Source organism: Streptomyces telluris (assembly GCF_024519335.1).
GTDB lineage: Bacteria > Actinomycetota > Actinomycetes > Streptomycetales > Streptomycetaceae > Streptomyces > Streptomyces telluris.
In genome coordinates this window covers 20,150-37,100 of sequence record NZ_JANIID010000024.1, presented here as the reverse complement: position 1 = coordinate 37,100, position 16,951 = coordinate 20,150, and the positions used below count along the sequence as shown (strand labels likewise).

The following is a 16,951-nucleotide window of genomic DNA, read 5'->3' as shown; positions in this document are numbered from 1 at the left end:
GACGGGAGGACGCCGGTCCATCGGGTTGCACGCTGTTGCAGAGATTCAGGCAAGGGAGTCGATGGCCCTGATGATGTGGGCCCGAGCCTGCGCACCGTGAACGGCGATCTGCGACAGTTCCGCGAAGGCTTTGAGGTACGTACCGACCTCCCCGGGTGCCGCCACGTTGATCTCGGCCGTCAGTGTCTCGACGGCCACCAGCCCCTCGTCGAAGGCGTAGAACGCTTCCAGGGGCCAGATCCTCCGGCGAGCCCCGAAGGGGATCACGCCGAGCGAGACGTTCGCCTGGGCCATGACCGAGAGAAGGTAGCCAAGCTGCCCGGCCATGGCCGCGTCGTCGCACACGCGGTAATAGAGGACGGCTTCCTCTATGAGCAAGGCGAAGCGGTGGTCGCCTTCACGTACGACCCGCGAACGGTCGAGGCGTGCCTTCACCGCAGCCTCGACGTCATCGGGGGTCTGCTGAAACTCCGTGATGGACCGGAGGAGGCCAGTTGCGTACTCGGCAGTCTGGAGCATCCCGGGTATGAGGTTCGAGGCGTACACGCGGAAGTGCCGGGTGCGCTGGTAGAGCGGGGTCGTCTTCTGGTGGACGCGGCGCATCCCGTCGCGGTGGATCTGCTTCCACTGGACGTACATGGACTCGGCGGTCCGGGACGCAGCGATCAGGTCAGCCGCTTGTTCCTCGGCTCCGCAGGCCGCGCACCAGGACCTGATGTCGGCGTCGGAGGGCAGGGTCCTGCCCCGGGCGATGCGTGACGACTTCGACTTGTGCCAGCCGCACCGGGCGGCCAGCTCGTGTCCTGTGAGCCCTGCGTCTCTCCTGATCTCGTCCAGGCGGGACGCGATGGCAGCCCGTGCCGCTTGGGCGCTGGAGAAGGGGGACGAAGACATGAGCTGACCGACCCGGCCCGCGTCAGACCGTGTACTTCTCGTGGGGGATGGCGCGCTCCCACACTGCTTCGAAGGCTGACGCGCAGAGCCTCGCCGTGGCGGCGTCCTCCGTCTGGTCCGTCTGCACCCATCGGCCGTCGCCGTCGAAGATGTTGAACTGCACCACTCGACCGTCGAAGAGCCAGAAGTCATTGCCGGGGAGTGCGAGGTCCGATGCCTGCCGTCTCGGCAGCCAACGGATGTCCTCACCGGCTGCGACGTTGGTGAACGTCCCGGAGTGCTCGAAGCGGATGTAGTCGCTGACGGGCTCCGAGACGATGCGGGCACGGCGCATGGTCACGCCATTGCCTGTGACCTCCTGCACCAGGTCCAGCCAGGGCCGCCACCAGGACTCGCGATCTGCTGGATTGAGGCGGTGCCCCTTCTTCCAGGCCGCGAAGCCCTCGATCTCGTTCTCCACTCCGTACGCGTCGCGCATCTCCAGATGCACCGCCGAGCGCTCTACGGACCGCAACAGGTCGGCAAAGCTATTCAAGCTCTGCGACATCAAGCGCCTCCCTAAGAAGCGGGATCATCCGCTTCGGTACCCGGATCACTGCCTCGTGGTCAGGCTGCGAGAGGTCCGCTGCGCAGGCCCCCCGCGTCTGGTCGTCCGCCTTCCAGCCCTGGAACAGGAGATCCTTCGTGCCCTCGTCGACCCAGACGGCCGGGGAGCCGTGATCTCCTGACTCCGGATCTTTCCCGACGAACCGTAGTGCCATAACGACCTCCGTTGTCGAGCCAGTTGCGATCGGTTGCATGACCCTCGTACTCGCGCGGCCTGCCGTCAAGAGGGCGTGAGACTGGCCCGGAGCCCACGCGGGTGATCATGGGGAAATCCTGGGGAGGACCCCTCTCGGGTGGTCATCTGCGCAGGTCAGGGCCTTGTTGCCCGTGAAGCACGCAAATATACGAGGGCACGAACCAGGTCCAGCGCATCGTCATGGCGCGCAACCTGCCGAAGTAGCCGGCAGACGGCGCGGCCGGTGGCGTTCCCCGTACGGGGGAGCGCCACTGGCGGACGGGCACGGCCGGATCGATCCTGCTGGGGGGACATCCGTATCCGCCCGCCGCCTGGAGGCGCCCGTCATGCCCGACGTAACCGGCCCCTACGCTCCCGGTACCCCTTGCTGGGTCGACCTCATGGTCCCCGACCAGCAGGCGGCGCTCGACTTCTACCGCGACCTGTTCGGCTGGCAGGGAGAGGTCGGGCCGCCCGAGACCGGCGGTTACGCGGTCTGCTCGATGAACGGCAAGCCCGTCGCCGGGATCATGGCGGCGATGAACCCCGACGGCAGCAAGCCCGACCCGATGCCGCCCTCGGTGTGGACCACCTACCTCGCGACCGCCGACGTGGACGCCGCCCAGTCGCGCATCGCCACGAACGGCGGCCAGGTGATGATGCCGGCCATGGACGTCATGACCCTCGGCCGGATGTCCGTGGCCACCGACCCCACGGGCGGCGTCTTCGGCCTGTGGCAGGCGCGCGACTTCCCCGGCGCGGGCGTGGTCAACGAGCCGGGCGCCGTGATCTGGAACGAGCTCAACACCAGCGACACCGCCACCGCCTCGGGCTTCTACGCCAAGGCGCTCGGCATCAAGGCCGTCCCGATGGAGGGCGCCACGGGCTACTTCTCGCTGGAGGTGGACGGCCGCATGGTCGGCGGGCTCCAGGGGCTGGCGAGCATCGAGGGCATCCCCGAGGACACCCCCTCGCACTGGCTGACGTACTTCGCGGTCGACGACACCGACAGCACGGTCGACGCGCTGGTGCGCGCCGGGGGCAACGTCCTCAAGGCGCCGTTCGACATGATGGCGGGCCGCATGGCCGTCGTGCAGGACCCGCAGGGCGGCGTCTTCGCCGTCATCAACGCGACGCCGCCCGACCAGCCGGCCTGAGCCGGTCGGCCGGGCGGGCGGGCCCCGCGCAGCGCCTCACTTGTCGGAGACGGTGACCTTCTGGTCCTTCTTCAGCTGCCCGAAGAGCTCGTTGGCCTTGGTCATGTCCCACTTCACGGCCACGCCGTCGTTGGGCGTGGGGTGGTTCGCGGTGGCGATGGGCACGGTCATCTGCTGCCCGTCGCCGCCGGTGACGCCCTTCATGGCCCAGAACATGTCCATCAGGTCGAACAGCCCCATGTCCTTGTCGACGATGAGCGTGTCGAGCCCCGAGCCGATCACCGGGTAGAGGCGGAAGGGGTTGAGGACGGTCGACGGCGAGGCCGCCTGCTTCGCCAGCGTGTTCAGGAACTTCTGCTGGTTGCGCATCCGGCCCAGGTCCTGGTCGGCCTCCTGGTGGCGCTGGCGCACGAAGGCCAGCGACTGGGCGCCGTCCAGCTCCTGGCAGCCCGCCTTGAAGTCCGCGCCCGAGTCCCGGTCCTTCAGCGGCTTGTCGAGGCACATCTCGACGCCGCCGAGCGCGTCGACCAGGTTGCGGAAGCCGCCGAAGCCGATCTCCGCGTAGTGGTCGATGCGCAGGCCGGTGTTGAACTCGATGGTCTGCGCGAGCAGCTCCGCACCGCCGTCCGAGTACGCCTGGTTGAGCTTGTGGGTGGACTTCGCGAACCGCTTGCCGGACTTCTGGCCCGTGAAGGCGGGGATGGTGACCCAGGAGTCGCGCGGCAAACTCAGCATCGTGGTGCCGTTGTCGCCGGTGTGCAGGATCATCATCGAGTCGGTGCGCTTGCCGTCCGCCGACCCCGTGTGCAGGTCCTTCTTGTCCTGGTCCGACAGGCCCTCGCGGCTGTCCGAACCGACGATCAGGTAGTTGGTGCCCTCGCCGGCCGGCGGCCGCTCCTTGACCTTGCTCAGGTCCACCTCGGTGCGGAGCTTGGAGTCGGCCCAGAAGTACGTGCCGACCGAGACCGCCAGCAGCAGGACGACGAACGTCACCAGGCCGATCTTGATGCGCCTGCGCCAGTCCGGGCGGGCGGTGCGCTGCGGGAGGGGGCCGCCCCCGCCGGGGCCGCCCGGGCCTCCGGGACCACCGGGGCCGCCGGGACCCGCTCCCGGGCCGTTCGGCGTGCCGCGGCCGTAGACCTGGCCGGTGTTGTATCCGTCACCGGGACCGCCCTGGCCGACGACGCGGTGGCCGCCGGCGACCGGGGCCTCGTCGTAGCCCTGGGGCGGGCTGTACTGCTGGGGCGGCGCCGCACGCCGCACGTGCGGTATGGCGCGCGCACCCTCCGGCCCGGCGCCGGCGCCGCCGCGCCCGTACGCCTGCCGCCGCTCGTCGCTGCGCCCACCGGACCAATCGCTCATGCAAGGAAGTGTGCCTGCCGGTCGCCCGGCACGGAGATCGTCTACGGGTTCCCGGGGCTGCTGTTGCAGACCTGATGCAATCCTCCGGCGTTCACCCACCCGGCATACAGTGGTGGACATGACCATTCAGGACCACCCGGAGCAGGAGACGGCCGGCAAGCCGACGTCGGCCGCCCGTACGACGCTCTCCCACATCATGACCGGCAGTGACACCAATCTGCTGGGCACCGTCCACGGCGGTGTGATCATGAAGCTGGTGGACGACGTCGCCGGCGCCGTGGCCGGCCGGCACTCCGGAGGCCCCGCGGTCACGGCCTCCATGGACGAGATGGCCTTCCTCGAACCGGTCCGCGTCGGTGACCTCGTCCATGTGAAGGCCCAGGTCAACTGGACTGGACGGTCCTCCATGGAGGTCGGCGTCCGGGTCCTCGCCGAGCGCTGGAACGAGTCGACGCCCGCGGTCCAGGTCGGCAGCGCGTACCTCGTCTTCGCGGCCGTCGACGAGAACGGCAAGCCGCGGCCCGTGCCGCCGGTGCTCCCGGAGACGGAGCGGGACCGGCGGCGCTACCAGGAGGCGCAGATCCGCCGCACGCACCGCCTCGCGCGGCGGCGCGCGATCAAGGAACTGCGGGACGCACGCGCCGCGGAGGGCATCGAGGACTGACCCTCCGCGGAGGGCCGGTCCTGGACGCACCCGGGCGCCGCGCGGACCTGGCGGGTCCGGCACCGCCGGGCCGCGCCGTCGTGCTTGCTCGCCGTTGCGGCGGGATGAAAACTGGCCGGCCGCCTTTCATCCCGCCGCAACGGCGATCTGCCACGACGCCGGTGTCCGGCGGGGCCGGGCTACACCAGGCTCTTCTCCGGGCACAGGACCTGGTCGCCGGAGACGGCCCGCTGGTTCGGGCCCGTCCCGCGCCGCGGTGCCTGCGGGGACCGCGGGCTCGGCGAGGGCTGCGGTTTCACCGGGGTCACGGCCCTGAAGTCCGTGCCCACCGTCACCTTCATCAGCGGGCCCTGGCCCGGCACGGGACGGAGCTCCGCGTCCGGCAGGGCCGACGCCAGCGTGCGGACCGCGTGGTCCCAGCGCGGGTCGTACTGGATCACCGTGCGCCGCACCGGCGGCCCGGGCGCGTCCGCGGGCAGCCCGGTCGTCGCGAAGCCCCCGGCCCGCAGCGCCCGGTCCGTCTCGCGGGCGAGCCCCCGCCGGCCGGAGCCGTTGTAGACCTGGACGCGGACCTGCCCGGGCGCCGCCTCCGCCGGCGACGGCGCGGGCCGCGGAGGCGGCGGCGGCTTCGCGTCGTGCGCCTGCCGCTGCGACCGGGCCGTCAGCGGACGGTCCTCGCGCAGCGCCTCGAAGAGGCGGGCGGCCGCCTCGTCGTCCCACTTCACCGTCGAGCCGACCCGCGGCACCGGGTAGTCCGCGGACCCCACCGGCACCGAGGCGAACTCCGCGGAGGCGGGCGAGAGGTTCTTCATCGCCCGGCCGAGCCCGATGAGCGTCTCGCCGTCGAAGCCCCGGTCCGCGCGCACCGAGCCCAGCAGCGTCGCGGCGACCTGCTGGAACTTCACCGGGTTCAGCAGCGCCCCGCCGTCCGTCGCCGTGTGCAGCAGCGAGGCCAGGAAGCGCTGCTGGCGCTCCATCCGGCCCAGGTCGGAGGCCCCGTCGAGGTGCCGCGAGCGCACGTACTGCAGGGCCTGCCCGCCGTTGAGGGTGCTCGTGCCCGGCGGCAGGTCGAGCCCGCTGTACGGGTCCCGCAGCGGCCGGGCCGAGCACACCTGCACCCCGCCCACCACGTCCACGGTGCGCATGAAGCTGGTGAAGTCCACCTCCAGGTAGTGATCGACGTGGACCCCGGTGAGCAACTCCACGGTCCGCACGGTCAGCCCGGGCCCGCCCTCGGCGTAGGCGGCGTTCAGCTTCTGCGCGTGGGCCGGGCGCGGGCGGCCGGCCTCGTCGACGTGCGCGGGGATCTCGGCGTAGGTGTCGCGGGGCAGGCTGACGACGGAGACGCGGTCCCGGGCCGCGGACAGGTGCAGCAGCATCACCGTGTCCGTGCAGTGACAGGCCGTGCCGCCCAGGTGGTAGCGCTGCCGCTCCTCGGGGTCGATCCGGTCGCGGGCGTCGGTGCCCACGAGCAGGATGTTCATGCCCTTGCTGACGGCGACGGGCGGCCGGTCCGACAGGCCGGCGAAGGGGTCCACCCGGCCGATGCGGCTGTCGATGTCGGTGACCACCGCGTGCCCGATGCCCCCCGCGGCCAGCACGGCGACGGCGGCGCACGTGGCGAGGCGCAGCCCCCAGCGCGGCCGGCGGGGCGCGCCGTGGCGGGCCCGGCGCGGGTGGGGACTCGGGGCCGGTGCGGTCATGGGCGAGGGCCTCCACGACGGATCGGGATGCGGGCGGAACGGGGACGGATAACGTAGGTCAATACGATCAGCAGCCCGCGTCCCCACGCCGCTACGGTCACCGCTGCCACCCGGGCGGGAGCGTCCGTTCCGCCATTAGCGGTAACGTGACGGACGACTCCGTCGGCTCCCTCCACCCCGCCGGGGGGACCCCGTATCCCCGAGGAACCATGTCCGAACAGCAGCCGCCCGCCGTTTCCGTGATCATGCCGGTGCTCAATGAGGAGCGGCATCTGCGCACGTCAGTGCGGCACATCCTGGAGCAGGAGTACGCCGGCGAGCTGGAGGTGGTGATCGCCCTCGGCCCGTCCACGGACCGTACGGACGAGATCGCCGCCGAGCTCGTGCGCGAGGACCCCCGGGTCCACACCGTGCCGAACCCCACCGGCCGCACGCCCGCCGCCCTCAACGCCGCGATCAAGGCCTCCCGCCACCCGGTCGTGGTGCGCGTGGACGGCCACGGGATGCTGTCGCCGGACTACATCGCGACGGCCGTGCGCCTGCTCGACGAGACCGGCGCGCAGAACGTCGGCGGCATCATGCACGCCGAGGGGGAGAACGCCTGGGAGCAGGCCGTCGCCGCCGCGATGACCTCCAAGGTCGGCGTCGGCAACGCCGCCTTCCACACCGGGGGCGCCGCCGCCCCCGCCGAGACCGTGTACCTGGGCGTCTTCCGGCGCGAGGCGCTGGAGCAGCAGGGCGGGTACAACGAGGAGTTCATCCGCGCCCAGGACTGGGAGCTGAACTTCCGCATCCGCGAGGCGGGCGGGCTGATCTGGTTCTCGCCGGAGCTGAAGGTCTCCTACCGGCCGCGCCCGAGCGTGAAGGCGCTGGCCAAGCAGTACAAGGACTACGGCCGCTGGCGCCACGTCGTGGCCCGCTACCACCAGGGCTCGATCAACCTGCGCTACCTGGCCGCGCCGGCCGCCGTCGTCGCCATCGCCGCGGGTCTCGTGGCCGGCGCCGTCGTCACCCCGTGGGGCCTGGTCGTGCCGGCCGGTTACCTGGCGGCGATCACCGCCGGGTCGGTGCCCGCGGGCAAGGGCCTGCCGCTGAAGGCGCGCGCCCAGATCCCGGTGGCGCTGGCGACGATGCACATGTCGTGGGGCTTCGGCTTCCTGACCAGCCCGCGGTCGCTGGCGAAGAAGGTCATCGCCAGCCGCCGCGAGCCGGTGCGGGCGGGCTGACCACGCTGAACTGCGGAAAGGGCCGGACGACACGCTCGTCCGGCCCTTTCCGCATGCTCAGAAACGATTCAGCGAGTTCACCTTCATGCAGGCGGAGGTGTCGTTGCCGTTGAGGGGGTCCGAGCTCTCGGGGGCCTTGTCGTCGGCGTCCTTCCTGGGCTTGTCGTCGCCCTGCGCCTTGTCGTCGCCGGGCTTCCCGGACTTCTCGCCCTTCTCGCCCGCCTTGTCCTTCTCGCCCTTCCCGCTCTTGTCGTCCGCCGCGGCGGCGTCCTCGCCCTTCGGGTAGGTCGTCCCCGTGCGCCAGTCCCCGCCGATCACCAGGGTCAGCCCCTCGACCGCGGTGGACATCCGCACCGCCCGCTCCGGCAGCCCAAGGGCCTTGGCCAGGGCCTCGGCGTCGGCCCGCTGGGACGTCTTGGCGTACCGCAGCGTCGTGTCGGCCTGGGCCTTGGGCGTGGAGTCCGACGTGGCCTTGGTGAAGCCCTGCTTGACGAGCGCCGCGGCGACCTCGGCGCCGCGGCCGGTGGCGACGGGCTGGGTGGCGGTGCCGGTGCCGTTGAAGACCGTCACCTCGACGGAGCCCTTCGGGGAGGCGGGAGAGGCCGGCGCCGTGCTCTTGTCGTCCTTCTTCTTGTCCTTGCCGTCGAGCGCGATGTCGCGGCGGACGAGCGAGAACAGCTGCTCCGCGTCGCCCGGCTTGGGGACGACGTGGGCGTCCGGGTTCCACGGGTCCGACACCCACGGCATGGTGGTCATGGTGATCCGGCCGGACGGTACGCGCTTGAGGTCGTCGGCGAGGTCGTAGAGCTTCTTGACCGAGCCGAGGTCCTTGTCGACGGTGAGCGCCTTGGTGGCGGCCTCGGCGAGGTCGGTGAGCTTGTCCGGGTCGGTGAGCTTGGTGCCGGACTTCAGCTGGCGGACCATCGCGTTCATGTACATGTGCTGGGCGTGGGTGCGGCCGATGTCGCTGCCGTCCTCGAAGCCGTGGCGCGTGCGCAGCCACTGCAGGGCCTGCTCGCCCTTGACGTTGTGCGTGCCCTTCGTCAGACGCAGACCGGAGTCCTTGTCGTAGACGTTGTTGTCCACGCAGACCGGGACGCCGCCGACGGCGTCGGCCATGCTCACCACGCCCGCGAAGTCGATCATCATGAAGTGGTCGATGGGGATGCCGGTGAGCTCTTCCCAGGCGGCGACGGTGCAGCCGGGGCCGCCGTTCATCAGGCTGGTGTTGATGATCTGCCGGTTCGTCTCCTTGTAGACCGTCCCGTCGTCGGGGTCGGTGCACTTGGGGATCGTGACCCGGGTGTCGCGCGGGACGCTGATGACCGACATGTTGCTGCGGTCGGCCGAGACGTGCACGAGCATCTGGACGTCGGCGAGGGGCTTGCGCCCGGCGTCCTCGCGGGCGCCGCCGAGGGCGACGTTCTCCGCCGAGTTCCGGCTGTCGGAGCCGAGGAGGAGGATGTTCAGCGGGCGCTGGCCCGCGGCGTTGGCGGCGCTGCGGTCGAGGCGCTTGTCGCCGAGGTTGAGCGGGTCCTTCTTCAGATTGCCGTTGAGGTGCTGGTAGTAGAAGTAGCCGGCGGCCGAGACGCCGAGCACGAGGACCGCGAGGCAGAGCGCGGCCCAGCGGGCTATTCGGGCCGCGCGGGTGCGCCGGCCGACGGGAGCACCGGCCTTCCCGGACCCGCCGGCCTTCGTGGCTTTCGCGCCCCTCCCGGGCTTTGCGGCCTTCTCCGGCTTTCCGGAGTCTCCGCCCTTCCCGGCCGCTCCGGCGGTCCCGTCCTCCTGCGCCGCCTCGGCATCGCCGGACCGCGCGCCCTTGCCGCCGTCTTCGCGTGCCCCCGGCACGCTCTTGCGCGCCCGCGGCCCCCGCACACTGCTCTGCCGCATCAGGCCTCCCCTAAATGGTGCGTCCGGCCCGATGGGCAGGCGTGTCGTCTCTCATGGATCGGTGCGCGCCCGGCGGGTCGCGCGGCAGGGCCGGCCTGCTGATCAACAGACCGGCCGCCCGATAGTGAGATGCATGTGCGCGGTGCCTGGGTTCACTTGGCGCAGATGTTCTTGTCGTCCGCTTCGACCTTTTGGATGCCTTCCGGCGCCTTTGCGGGCGCCGGAGCGTTGACGGGGGTGCCCGCGGCCTTGAAGTCCGAGCCCAGGGTGAGGGTCATCTCGGCCGGAGCGGCGCCGCCCGAGGTCTCCTTGAGGGCGTCGGCGGGCAGGCCCATCACGTCGGCGACGCGGCGCGCCTGGTCGGCCTGGGCGGAGGAGAACTCCAGGACCGTCTTGTCGGCCTTCTTGCCGTTGCCGCCGTTGCTGCTGCGGACGATGCCCTTGCTGGTCTGCATCCAGCGGACGGCCTCCTGGGCCGCGCCGATCCTGCCGCTGCCGTTGAGGACCTTGACCCGGACGGCCGCGGGCTCCGCGCGGGGGCCCTGCAGCAGGGCCGCCTGCTTGGCGTCGGCCTGCTCCTGTTCCTTCTTCTCCTTCTCCTTCACCTCGGTGAGGGAGACGTCCTGACGGACCATCGCGAACAGCGGCTCGGCCTTCGCCTTGTCGAGGACGACGGTCTTGTGGTTCTTGCCCTCGGCGGGGTTGTCGATGACGGGGACGGTCGCGAAGGTGATGTTCTTGATGTTGACCCGGCTGAGGTCCTTGGCCAGCTTGGTCAGGTCGCTGACGGACCCTATGCCGGAGTCGACGGTCAGTGACTTCGTGGCCGCGTCGCCCAGGTTGTAGAGCTTCTTGGGGTTGGTGAAGGTGTCGTCGGACTTCATCTCGCGGATCATCGAGCTCAGGAACTGCTGCTGGAGCTTGATCCGGTCGAGGTCGCTCTCGAAGCCGACGCTGTGCCGGGTCCGGACGAACGCGAGCGCGTCCTCGCCCTCGATCTTGTGCCGGCCCTTGCTGAGCTTGAGGTGGGACTTGGGGTCGTCGATGTCCTTGGCCAGGCACACCTCGACGCCGCCGACCGCCGACGACATCCGCTTGACGGCGTTGAAGTCGGCCATCATGAAGTGACTGACCTTCAGCCCCGTGAGGGCCTCGACGGTCCGCCAGGTGCAGCCGGGGTCGCGCTCCTCCTGGCCCAGGCTCTCGTTGAAGCGGACGCCCTTCGAGCCGGGGATGGTCTTGGTCTTCCCGTCCTTCTTGGTGGTGCACTCGGGGATGTCGGTGATCATGTCGCGCGGGATGGAGAGCGCGGTGGCGTTCGACCGGTCCTCGGAGACGTGGAAGAGGAGCGTGGTGTCGGCGTGGCCGACGCTGCCCTCGTCGCCGTAGCCCTTGTTGCCCTCGCCGTCACGCTTGTCGGTGCCGATGACCAGGATGTTGACGGGGCCCTTGATGACGGCGCCGTTGTTGATGCCGACGTCGACCTTGTTCAGGTTGTTGTTGAAGTGCTCGTAGAGCAGGTAGGCGCCCACCGAGCCGCCGACCAGGACGAACGCCAGCGTCCCTCCGGTCCACAGCAGGGCCTTCTTCTTGCCGGACTTCTTCGGCTTGGGCTTGCGCCTGCCCGCCGCGGGTTTGACCGAGGCCTTGGTCCCCGCCTTGGCGCCACCGCGCCGCCCGGTGACGCGCGGGCCGGGAACGTCCCGCCGGCCGCCGCCGGGCGCCGTCTTCGGGCGCGGCGCCGGGCTCGGGACGGCCTTCGAGGAGGGCACGAAGGAGCTGGCCGAGCCGGAGGGATCGGTGATGTCCGAGGGGGGCGAGCTCGGCCCCGGGGCCGGATCCGCCCCGTCGGCATGGTCGAGACGCAGCTCGTAGCTGCCGGTTTTGGGGTCGAAGACCCACTGGTCGGCGGGGTCGATACCGCCCGCCCGCCCACGGCCTTGCGCGTCCACGGTCGCTTGAATCCTCCGTCGGTGCCACGCGGCGCCTCCCCCCCGAGGCGCTCGGTCACGTCGTCTGTGCAGTGCGCGGTCAGCCCGGCCGTGCGCACCGGATCGCTCACACTATCCGCCCAGTTCAGCGTCAAGCGACGCCGGTGACAAATTCCACTCCCCTACAACTGGGCAATCTGCTCAATCCATTCGCCGACCCGGAAGTCCCGTTCGCGAATTTCGAGCGATTCATCCACAGATGCCGCGTGCGGCCGTGGTTCCTTCGTAGGTGGGGGGAGCGGTGCCCGGCGCGGTGCCGGCGGGGCCCGCCGGGGCGCTCGCGGGCGGGGCGGATCCGCCGCCGGAGGGCGGGGCCGTGCCGTTCCGGCCGGTGGCCCCGCGCGGGGTGCGGGACGTGCCGGGCGCGGCCGGGCCGCCTCCGGTCCCCCCGGTGCCCGGTGTCCACGCCGGCCCCCCGGTCCCCGTGGTTCCCCCCGTTCCTGACGGCCCCTCGGGAGTGCCGGGCCCCTCCGGGCTCACCTGGCCCCCCGTTCCCTCCGATCCGTCCGGCCCCTCCTCGGCCCCCGGCTTACCGGCTCCCGGCCGGGCGTCCCCGGGCTTGTTCTCCGCGGCCCGGACGTTTCCGGTCACCGACACCGGCCGGTCCTCGCGCAGTTGCCTGAAGAGCTGGTCGGCGTCCGGCTGCACCAGTTCGTCCCGGTTGGGGTTGAACGGGTACGGGCGGCGCGGCACGGTCAGGAACTGCGCGCGCTCGCTCGGGACGGTCCGCACGGTGCGCACCAGGTCGTACATCTTGCGCAGCGAGTCGAGGCCGGCGTCCGTGGTGAGCGAGGACGTGGCGGCGTCCAGCACCGGGTAGAGCCGGGTGGGGTTGAGCAGCACCCCGTCGCTCTGCATCTCCTTGAACAGCGCGCCGAGGAACTGCTGCTGCCGCCCCATCCGCTCGGTGTCGCTGCCGCCGCCGAGGCTGTAGCGGGCGCGGACGTACCCGAGCGCCTGCTCGCCGTTGAGGGTCTGGCGGCCGGCCGGCAGCTTCAGCCGCGCCTCCTGGTCGTCGACGGCCTGCTTGAGGCACACCTCGACCCCCTCCACCGCGTCGACCAGGTGCTTGAAGCCGCTGAAGTCCACGATCACGTGGTGGGTGATGCGGATGCCGCTGAGCTTCTCGACCGTACGGATCGTGCAGGCCGGGCCCGCCTGCTCGAAGGCCCAGTTGAACTGCGCGAAGCGCTCGTTCGTCTCGGTGCCGTCGGGCCGCCGGCACCGGGGGATCATCGACATCAGGTCGCGCGGCAGGCTGACGGCGGTCGAGCTCCTCCGGTCGGCGGCCACGTGCAGCAGGATCGTGGTGTCCGAGCGCTGGGTGCCGCTGTCCTCGCCGTACTGGCCGTTGCCCGCGCCGCTGCGGGTGTCCGAGCCGATGATCAGGATGTTCTGGGCGCCCTTGACCAGGGCCGTGGGGCGCTCCTTCTCCCAGCGCCGCAGCTCGTCCGCGGTGGCCGTGTCCGTCCTGATGTTGCCGTTGAGCCGTTCGTACAGGTACCAGCCCAGGGCGACCACGGCCAGCAGCGTCAGCGCCGTGCCCAGAGCGAGCCAGCGCAGCCAGCGGCGGCGCCGGGGCGCGGGCGGCGGCTCGTCCGGCTCCTCGAAGAAGGCGGAGCAGGACGGCGTGGCCGGGGGGCCGGGCCTTCCTGGGCTCTGGGTCACGGTGGCGCTGCGTCCCTCCTCGGGCTGCCGTCATCGGTCCGTACGCCGATCATCGCCCGAGTCCGGCCCCGCGGCAGCGTCAGAGGGCCGTCACGGTGACGCGCTCACTCTCCCGGCGCTTGTCGAGGCCGCCGCCGGAGAGCCGGTCGAGGTGGCGGCAGAGCACCACCGAGCCGCCGGAGGCGAGCGGGGCGAACAGGCCGGCGGACAGCCCTTCCCAGGAGTCGTAGGGCAGCCCGGAGAGCATGCGCGAGCCCCCGCCGAGCCCGTGCTGGTGGGCGTCCGTGCGGGCCCGCTCCACGAGCTCGGCGCCGGTCAGCTCCAGCCCGCCCACGGCGAGCGCCGGGGCGGCGGGGTCGACCGGGGCGTACGGGGCGAAGCGGTCGCCCTGGGCGGGCACCTCGACGGCGTAGTCGGTGAAGCCCGCGGGCGGCTGGGGGAACCGGCCGCCCAGGGGGCGCAGGGCCAGCGCCACGCGCTCGCCCGAGCACGCACGCGCCTCCTCCAGCGTGTCGGGCCCGCTGACGACGAGGTCCGCGGCGGCCGGATCGCCGCCGACGTCGGCCAGCACGCCGACGGACGAGCAGGCCAGCAGCCACACGGCCGTCTGCCAGTGGGCGGGCAGCAGCAGGGCGAGCCGGTCGCCCGGCTCGGCGGCGAGATCGCCCTGGAGGAGATTGGCGGTCTTCGCCACCCAATTGGCGAAGGTGGCCACGGACAATTCCACGCGCTCGCCGGTGGCGTCGTCGTAGAAGGTCACGAGCGGGCGGGACGGATCCGCGGCGAGCGCGGATCGCAGCAGGTCGGCGGGGGTGCGATCGGTGGCGTTCATCGGCGCCAGCGTACGCGGCGGGGCGTGTGCGGGTCAGTCGGAAGGGCGACGCCGAAGGGGTACGGGAAGAACCCGTGGGCCACTTGACGAATGGACAGATTTATATAGGTATGCCCAAGATTTTCGGTATGCGTGGAATCCTTGTCTCGACGACCGTGACCGCCTGCGCCGCCGCCCTCACCCTGCCCTTCCTCGCCGCCCCGTCCTCCGCCTCGCAGTCCACCCACGACCCGGGCCTCCCCCCGCGCTCCGTGCCCGGCAGCACCCAGTCGCTGCCGCTCGTCCCGCTGCACGCCAAGAACCGCACGGCGGGCCCCGGGCCCACCTCGGAACAGGGCCTGCCCCAGCTGGAGGTCAAGCCCTTCTCGCTGGTCGGCATCGTCTGGGACGACGCCGGTGCCGAACTCCGCGGCCACGCCCAGGTGCGCACCCGCCCCGTCGGCAGCCAGGACTGGGCCGGCTGGCAGGAGATCTCGACCCACGACGACGACCGCCCCGACAGCGACTCGGCCGAGGGCCGCGCCGGGCGGCTGCGCGGCTCCACCGCGCCCCTGTGGGTCGGCGCCTCCGACGCCATCCAGGTGCGCGTCCGCCCCGAGGCCGCGACGCCCGCGACCGGCCGCACCCCGGCCGGAGCCCTGCCCTCCGGGCTGCGCCTGGAACTCGTCGACCCGGGCGCCGACCGCACCCGCTCCGCCGCGCCCCCCGTCCCCAGCGAGAACGAACTCGCCGCCTCCGCCGCCAACGTCCCGCTCGCGCCCCTCGGCGCCACCGAGATCCCCGCGCTCGGCAAGCCGGAGTCCGAGGGCGACATCGAATACACCGGCACGGGCGAGCTGCAGGTGGACGACGAGGAGTCCGGCGGGGACCAGGGCGGCGGCGACGGCTACGACCCCGACGACTACGGCCGCCCCGGCAACAGCGTCGACGACGGCGGCGTCGACGGGCGCTACGTCGGCCCGCGCCCCCGCATCATCACCCGGGCCGGCTGGGCCGCCGACGAGTCCCTGCGCGAGTCCGGCTTCGCCTACACCTCGGCCGTCCGCGCGGCCTTCGTCCACCACACGGCCTCCGGCAACCGCTACTCCTGCTCACAGTCCGCGTCCGTCATCCGCGGTATCTACCGCTACCACGTTGTGAGCAGCGGCTGGCGGGACCTGGGCTACAACTTCCTCATCGACAAGTGCGGCACCATCTACGAGGGCCGCGCGGGAGGCGTGGCCAGACCCGTCAAGGGCGCGCACACCCTCGGTTTCAACAGCAGCAGCATGGGCATCGCCGTTCTCGGAACGTACGGAACCACCAGTCCGTCCACCGCGGCGGTCGACGCGGTGGCGGACCTCACCGCTTGGAAGCTCGGGCTGTTCGGCGCCAACCCGGCCGGCACCGCGAGCCTGGTGTCCGGAGGCGGAAATCTCTTCAAAAAGGGAACCAAGGTCAAGCTCAAGGCCATCTCCGGGCACCGCGACGGCTTCGCCACGGCGTGCCCCGGCGACCGCCTCTACGGCAAGCTCGGCACCGCCCGCTCCGCCGCGGCCCGCCTCCAGGGCCGCTGACCTGGCGCGGGGGCACCCTCCGGTCTGCATACACTGGCCGCCGATTACGGCCCGGCCCCAGCAGGAAGCAGAGACGACAAGGTGACAGAAGCCATCCTCCTGGTCGGCGGCAAGGGAACCCGGCTGCGCCCGCTCACGATGAACACGCCCAAACCCATGGTTCCCGCAGCGGGCGTCCCCTTTCTGACGCACCAGCTGGCCCGGGCCCGCGCGGCGGGCGTGGAGCACATCGTGCTGGCCACGTCCTACCTGGCGGAGGTCTTCGAGCCGTACTTCGGCGACGGATCGGACTTCGGCCTGCACCTGGAGTACGTCACCGAGGAGGAGCCGCTCGGCACCGGCGGAGCCATCCGCAACGTCGCCTCCAAGCTCCACTCGGCCCCGGACGAGCCCGTTCTGATCTTCAACGGCGACATCCTCACCGGCCTGGACATCGAGGCCCTGGTGACGACCCACCGCACCACGGGCGCGGACGTCTCCCTGCACCTGACCCGGGTCGAGGACCCCAGGGCCTTCGGGCTGGTCCCGACCGACGGGACGGGGCGGGTGACGGCCTTCCTGGAGAAGCCGCAGACGCCCGAGGAGATCGTCACCGACCAGATCAACGCCGGCGCGTACGTCTTCAACCGGGCGGTCATCGACTCGATCCCCGCGGGGCGGCCGGTCTCGGTGGAGCGGGAGACCTTCCCCGGCCTCCTGGCCTCCGGGGCGCACCTGCAGGGCATGGTCGACTCCACGTACTGGCTGGACCTGGGCACGCCGCAGGCCTTCGTCCGGGGCTCGGCCGACCTGGTCCTGGGCCGGGCGCCGTCGCCCGCGGTCCCGGGCCGCTGCGGCGACCGGCTGGTCCTGGACACCGCCGAGGTCGCCGCCGACGCCAAGCTCACCGGCGGCACGGTCATCGGCGCCGGCGCGCGGGTGGAGCCGGGCGCGCGGGTCGACGGCAGCACGGTGCTGGACGGCGCGGTCATCGAGGCGGGCGCCCAGGTCCGGGACTCGCTGGTGGGCGCCGGGGCGCGCATCGGGGCGCGTACGGTGCTGGACGGCGCGGTGATCGGGGACATGGCCCGCATCGGGGCGGACAACGAGCTCCGGGCGGGGGCCCGCGTCTGGTGCGACGCGGAGATCCCGGCGTCGGCGATCAGGTTCTCGTCGGACCAGTAGCCGGATCCAGTAGGGGCGCACAGCCGGTCCAGTAGGGGCGCACAGCCGGAGAAATCCGGCATA

At 71.8% G+C, this 16,951-nt stretch carries 14 protein-coding genes; 5 read left to right on the top strand and 9 right to left on the bottom strand.

The features are described 5' to 3' along the window. Window positions 1–45 precede the first annotated feature (45 nt). Genes NQU55_RS23760 through NQU55_RS23750 form a run of 3 tightly spaced genes read right to left on the bottom strand, consistent with a single transcriptional unit; the run spans window position 46 to window position 1,655 of the window. A complete protein-coding gene (locus NQU55_RS23760; protein WP_168093131.1) occupies window positions 46–894 on the bottom strand; it encodes a helix-turn-helix domain-containing protein in 849 nt (282 codons plus the stop codon). Between the two features lie 22 nt (window positions 895–916). Next, window positions 917–1,441, bottom strand: coding sequence for a DUF6879 family protein (locus NQU55_RS23755; protein ID WP_168093130.1), 525 nt, complete (start codon window positions 1,439–1,441; stop codon window positions 917–919). After that, window positions 1,422–1,655 (bottom strand): hypothetical protein, encoded by a 234-nt coding sequence (locus NQU55_RS23750; RefSeq protein WP_168093129.1) that lies wholly within the window; start codon window positions 1,653–1,655, stop codon window positions 1,422–1,424. The genes NQU55_RS23755 and NQU55_RS23750 overlap by 20 nt, the downstream gene beginning before the upstream one ends. Before the next feature lie 367 nt (window positions 1,656–2,022). On the opposite strand from NQU55_RS23750, the gene NQU55_RS23745 reads away from it, so the two are divergent. After that, window positions 2,023–2,832: a VOC family protein gene (locus NQU55_RS23745; RefSeq protein WP_168093128.1), complete on the top strand. Its 810-nt coding sequence runs from the start codon at window positions 2,023–2,025 to the stop codon at window positions 2,830–2,832. 36 nt (window positions 2,833–2,868) lie between these two features. On the opposite strand, the gene NQU55_RS23740 is transcribed toward NQU55_RS23745, so the two are convergent. Beyond that, on the bottom strand, window positions 2,869–4,194 hold the full coding sequence (locus NQU55_RS23740; RefSeq protein ID WP_168093127.1) for an LCP family protein: 1,326 nt from the start codon (window positions 4,192–4,194) through the stop codon (window positions 2,869–2,871). A gap of 118 nt (window positions 4,195–4,312) precedes the next feature. On the opposite strand from NQU55_RS23740, the gene NQU55_RS23735 reads away from it, so the two are divergent. Further along, window positions 4,313–4,858 carry an acyl-CoA thioesterase gene (locus tag NQU55_RS23735; protein ID WP_058047192.1) on the top strand — a complete coding sequence of 182 codons (546 nt, stop codon included), beginning with the start codon at window positions 4,313–4,315 and terminating at the stop codon, window positions 4,856–4,858. A gap of 179 nt (window positions 4,859–5,037) precedes the next feature. Here NQU55_RS23735 and NQU55_RS23730 read toward each other — a convergent pair whose 3' ends face one another. Then, window positions 5,038–6,561 (bottom strand): LCP family protein, encoded by a 1,524-nt coding sequence (locus NQU55_RS23730; RefSeq protein ID WP_168093126.1) that lies wholly within the window; start codon window positions 6,559–6,561, stop codon window positions 5,038–5,040. 209 nt (window positions 6,562–6,770) lie between these two features. On the opposite strand from NQU55_RS23730, the gene NQU55_RS23725 reads away from it, so the two are divergent. Next, window positions 6,771–7,787 (top strand): glycosyltransferase family 2 protein, encoded by a 1,017-nt coding sequence (locus NQU55_RS23725; protein WP_168093125.1) that lies wholly within the window; start codon window positions 6,771–6,773, stop codon window positions 7,785–7,787. A gap of 57 nt (window positions 7,788–7,844) precedes the next feature. Here the strand turns inward: NQU55_RS23725 and NQU55_RS23720 are convergent, their stop codons facing one another. The 4 genes from NQU55_RS23720 to NQU55_RS23705 all read right to left on the bottom strand — a co-directional run bounded on the left by NQU55_RS23720 (window position 7,845) and on the right by NQU55_RS23705 (window position 14,168). After that, entirely contained in the window at window positions 7,845–9,677 is a 1,833-nt protein-coding gene (locus NQU55_RS23720) for an LCP family protein (protein WP_168091706.1), read from the bottom strand. Between the two features lie 152 nt (window positions 9,678–9,829). Then, a complete protein-coding gene (locus NQU55_RS23715) occupies window positions 9,830–11,629 on the bottom strand; it encodes an LCP family protein (protein ID WP_168091705.1) in 1,800 nt (599 codons plus the stop codon). Between the two features lie 228 nt (window positions 11,630–11,857). Beyond that, on the bottom strand, window positions 11,858–13,336 hold the full coding sequence (locus tag NQU55_RS23710; protein ID WP_256791080.1) for an LCP family protein: 1,479 nt from the start codon (window positions 13,334–13,336) through the stop codon (window positions 11,858–11,860). Window positions 13,337–13,415: 79 nt separating this feature from the next. Then, window positions 13,416–14,168 carry a TIGR03089 family protein gene (locus tag NQU55_RS23705; protein ID WP_168091704.1) on the bottom strand — a complete coding sequence of 251 codons (753 nt, stop codon included), beginning with the start codon at window positions 14,166–14,168 and terminating at the stop codon, window positions 13,416–13,418. A gap of 128 nt (window positions 14,169–14,296) precedes the next feature. On the opposite strand from NQU55_RS23705, the gene NQU55_RS23700 reads away from it, so the two are divergent. Beyond that, a complete protein-coding gene (locus tag NQU55_RS23700) occupies window positions 14,297–15,724 on the top strand; it encodes a peptidoglycan recognition protein family protein (RefSeq protein ID WP_168091703.1) in 1,428 nt (475 codons plus the stop codon). Window positions 15,725–15,805: 81 nt separating this feature from the next. Further along, window positions 15,806–16,888, top strand: coding sequence for a mannose-1-phosphate guanylyltransferase (manB, locus tag NQU55_RS23695; protein ID WP_168091702.1), 1,083 nt, complete (start codon window positions 15,806–15,808; stop codon window positions 16,886–16,888). Window positions 16,889–16,951: the final 63 nt, after the last annotated feature.

Coding starts and splice junctions, on each gene's coding strand:
- NQU55_RS23760 (WP_168093131.1), bottom strand. CDS start 894: ATGTCTTCGTCCCCCTTCTCCAGCGCCCAAGCGGCACGGGCTGCCATC.
- NQU55_RS23755 (WP_168093130.1), bottom strand. CDS start 1,441: ATGTCGCAGAGCTTGAATAGCTTTGCCGACCTGTTGCGGTCCGTAGAG.
- NQU55_RS23750 (WP_168093129.1), bottom strand. CDS start 1,655: ATGGCACTACGGTTCGTCGGGAAAGATCCGGAGTCAGGAGATCACGGC.
- NQU55_RS23745 (WP_168093128.1), top strand. CDS start 2,023: ATGCCCGACGTAACCGGCCCCTACGCTCCCGGTACCCCTTGCTGGGTC.
- NQU55_RS23740 (WP_168093127.1), bottom strand. CDS start 4,194: ATGAGCGATTGGTCCGGTGGGCGCAGCGACGAGCGGCGGCAGGCGTAC.
- NQU55_RS23735 (WP_058047192.1), top strand. CDS start 4,313: ATGACCATTCAGGACCACCCGGAGCAGGAGACGGCCGGCAAGCCGACG.
- NQU55_RS23730 (WP_168093126.1), bottom strand. CDS start 6,561: ATGACCGCACCGGCCCCGAGTCCCCACCCGCGCCGGGCCCGCCACGGC.
- NQU55_RS23725 (WP_168093125.1), top strand. CDS start 6,771: ATGTCCGAACAGCAGCCGCCCGCCGTTTCCGTGATCATGCCGGTGCTC.
- NQU55_RS23720 (WP_168091706.1), bottom strand. CDS start 9,677: ATGCGGCAGAGCAGTGTGCGGGGGCCGCGGGCGCGCAAGAGCGTGCCG.
- NQU55_RS23705 (WP_168091704.1), bottom strand. CDS start 14,168: ATGAACGCCACCGATCGCACCCCCGCCGACCTGCTGCGATCCGCGCTC.
- NQU55_RS23700 (WP_168091703.1), top strand. CDS start 14,297: ATGCGTGGAATCCTTGTCTCGACGACCGTGACCGCCTGCGCCGCCGCC.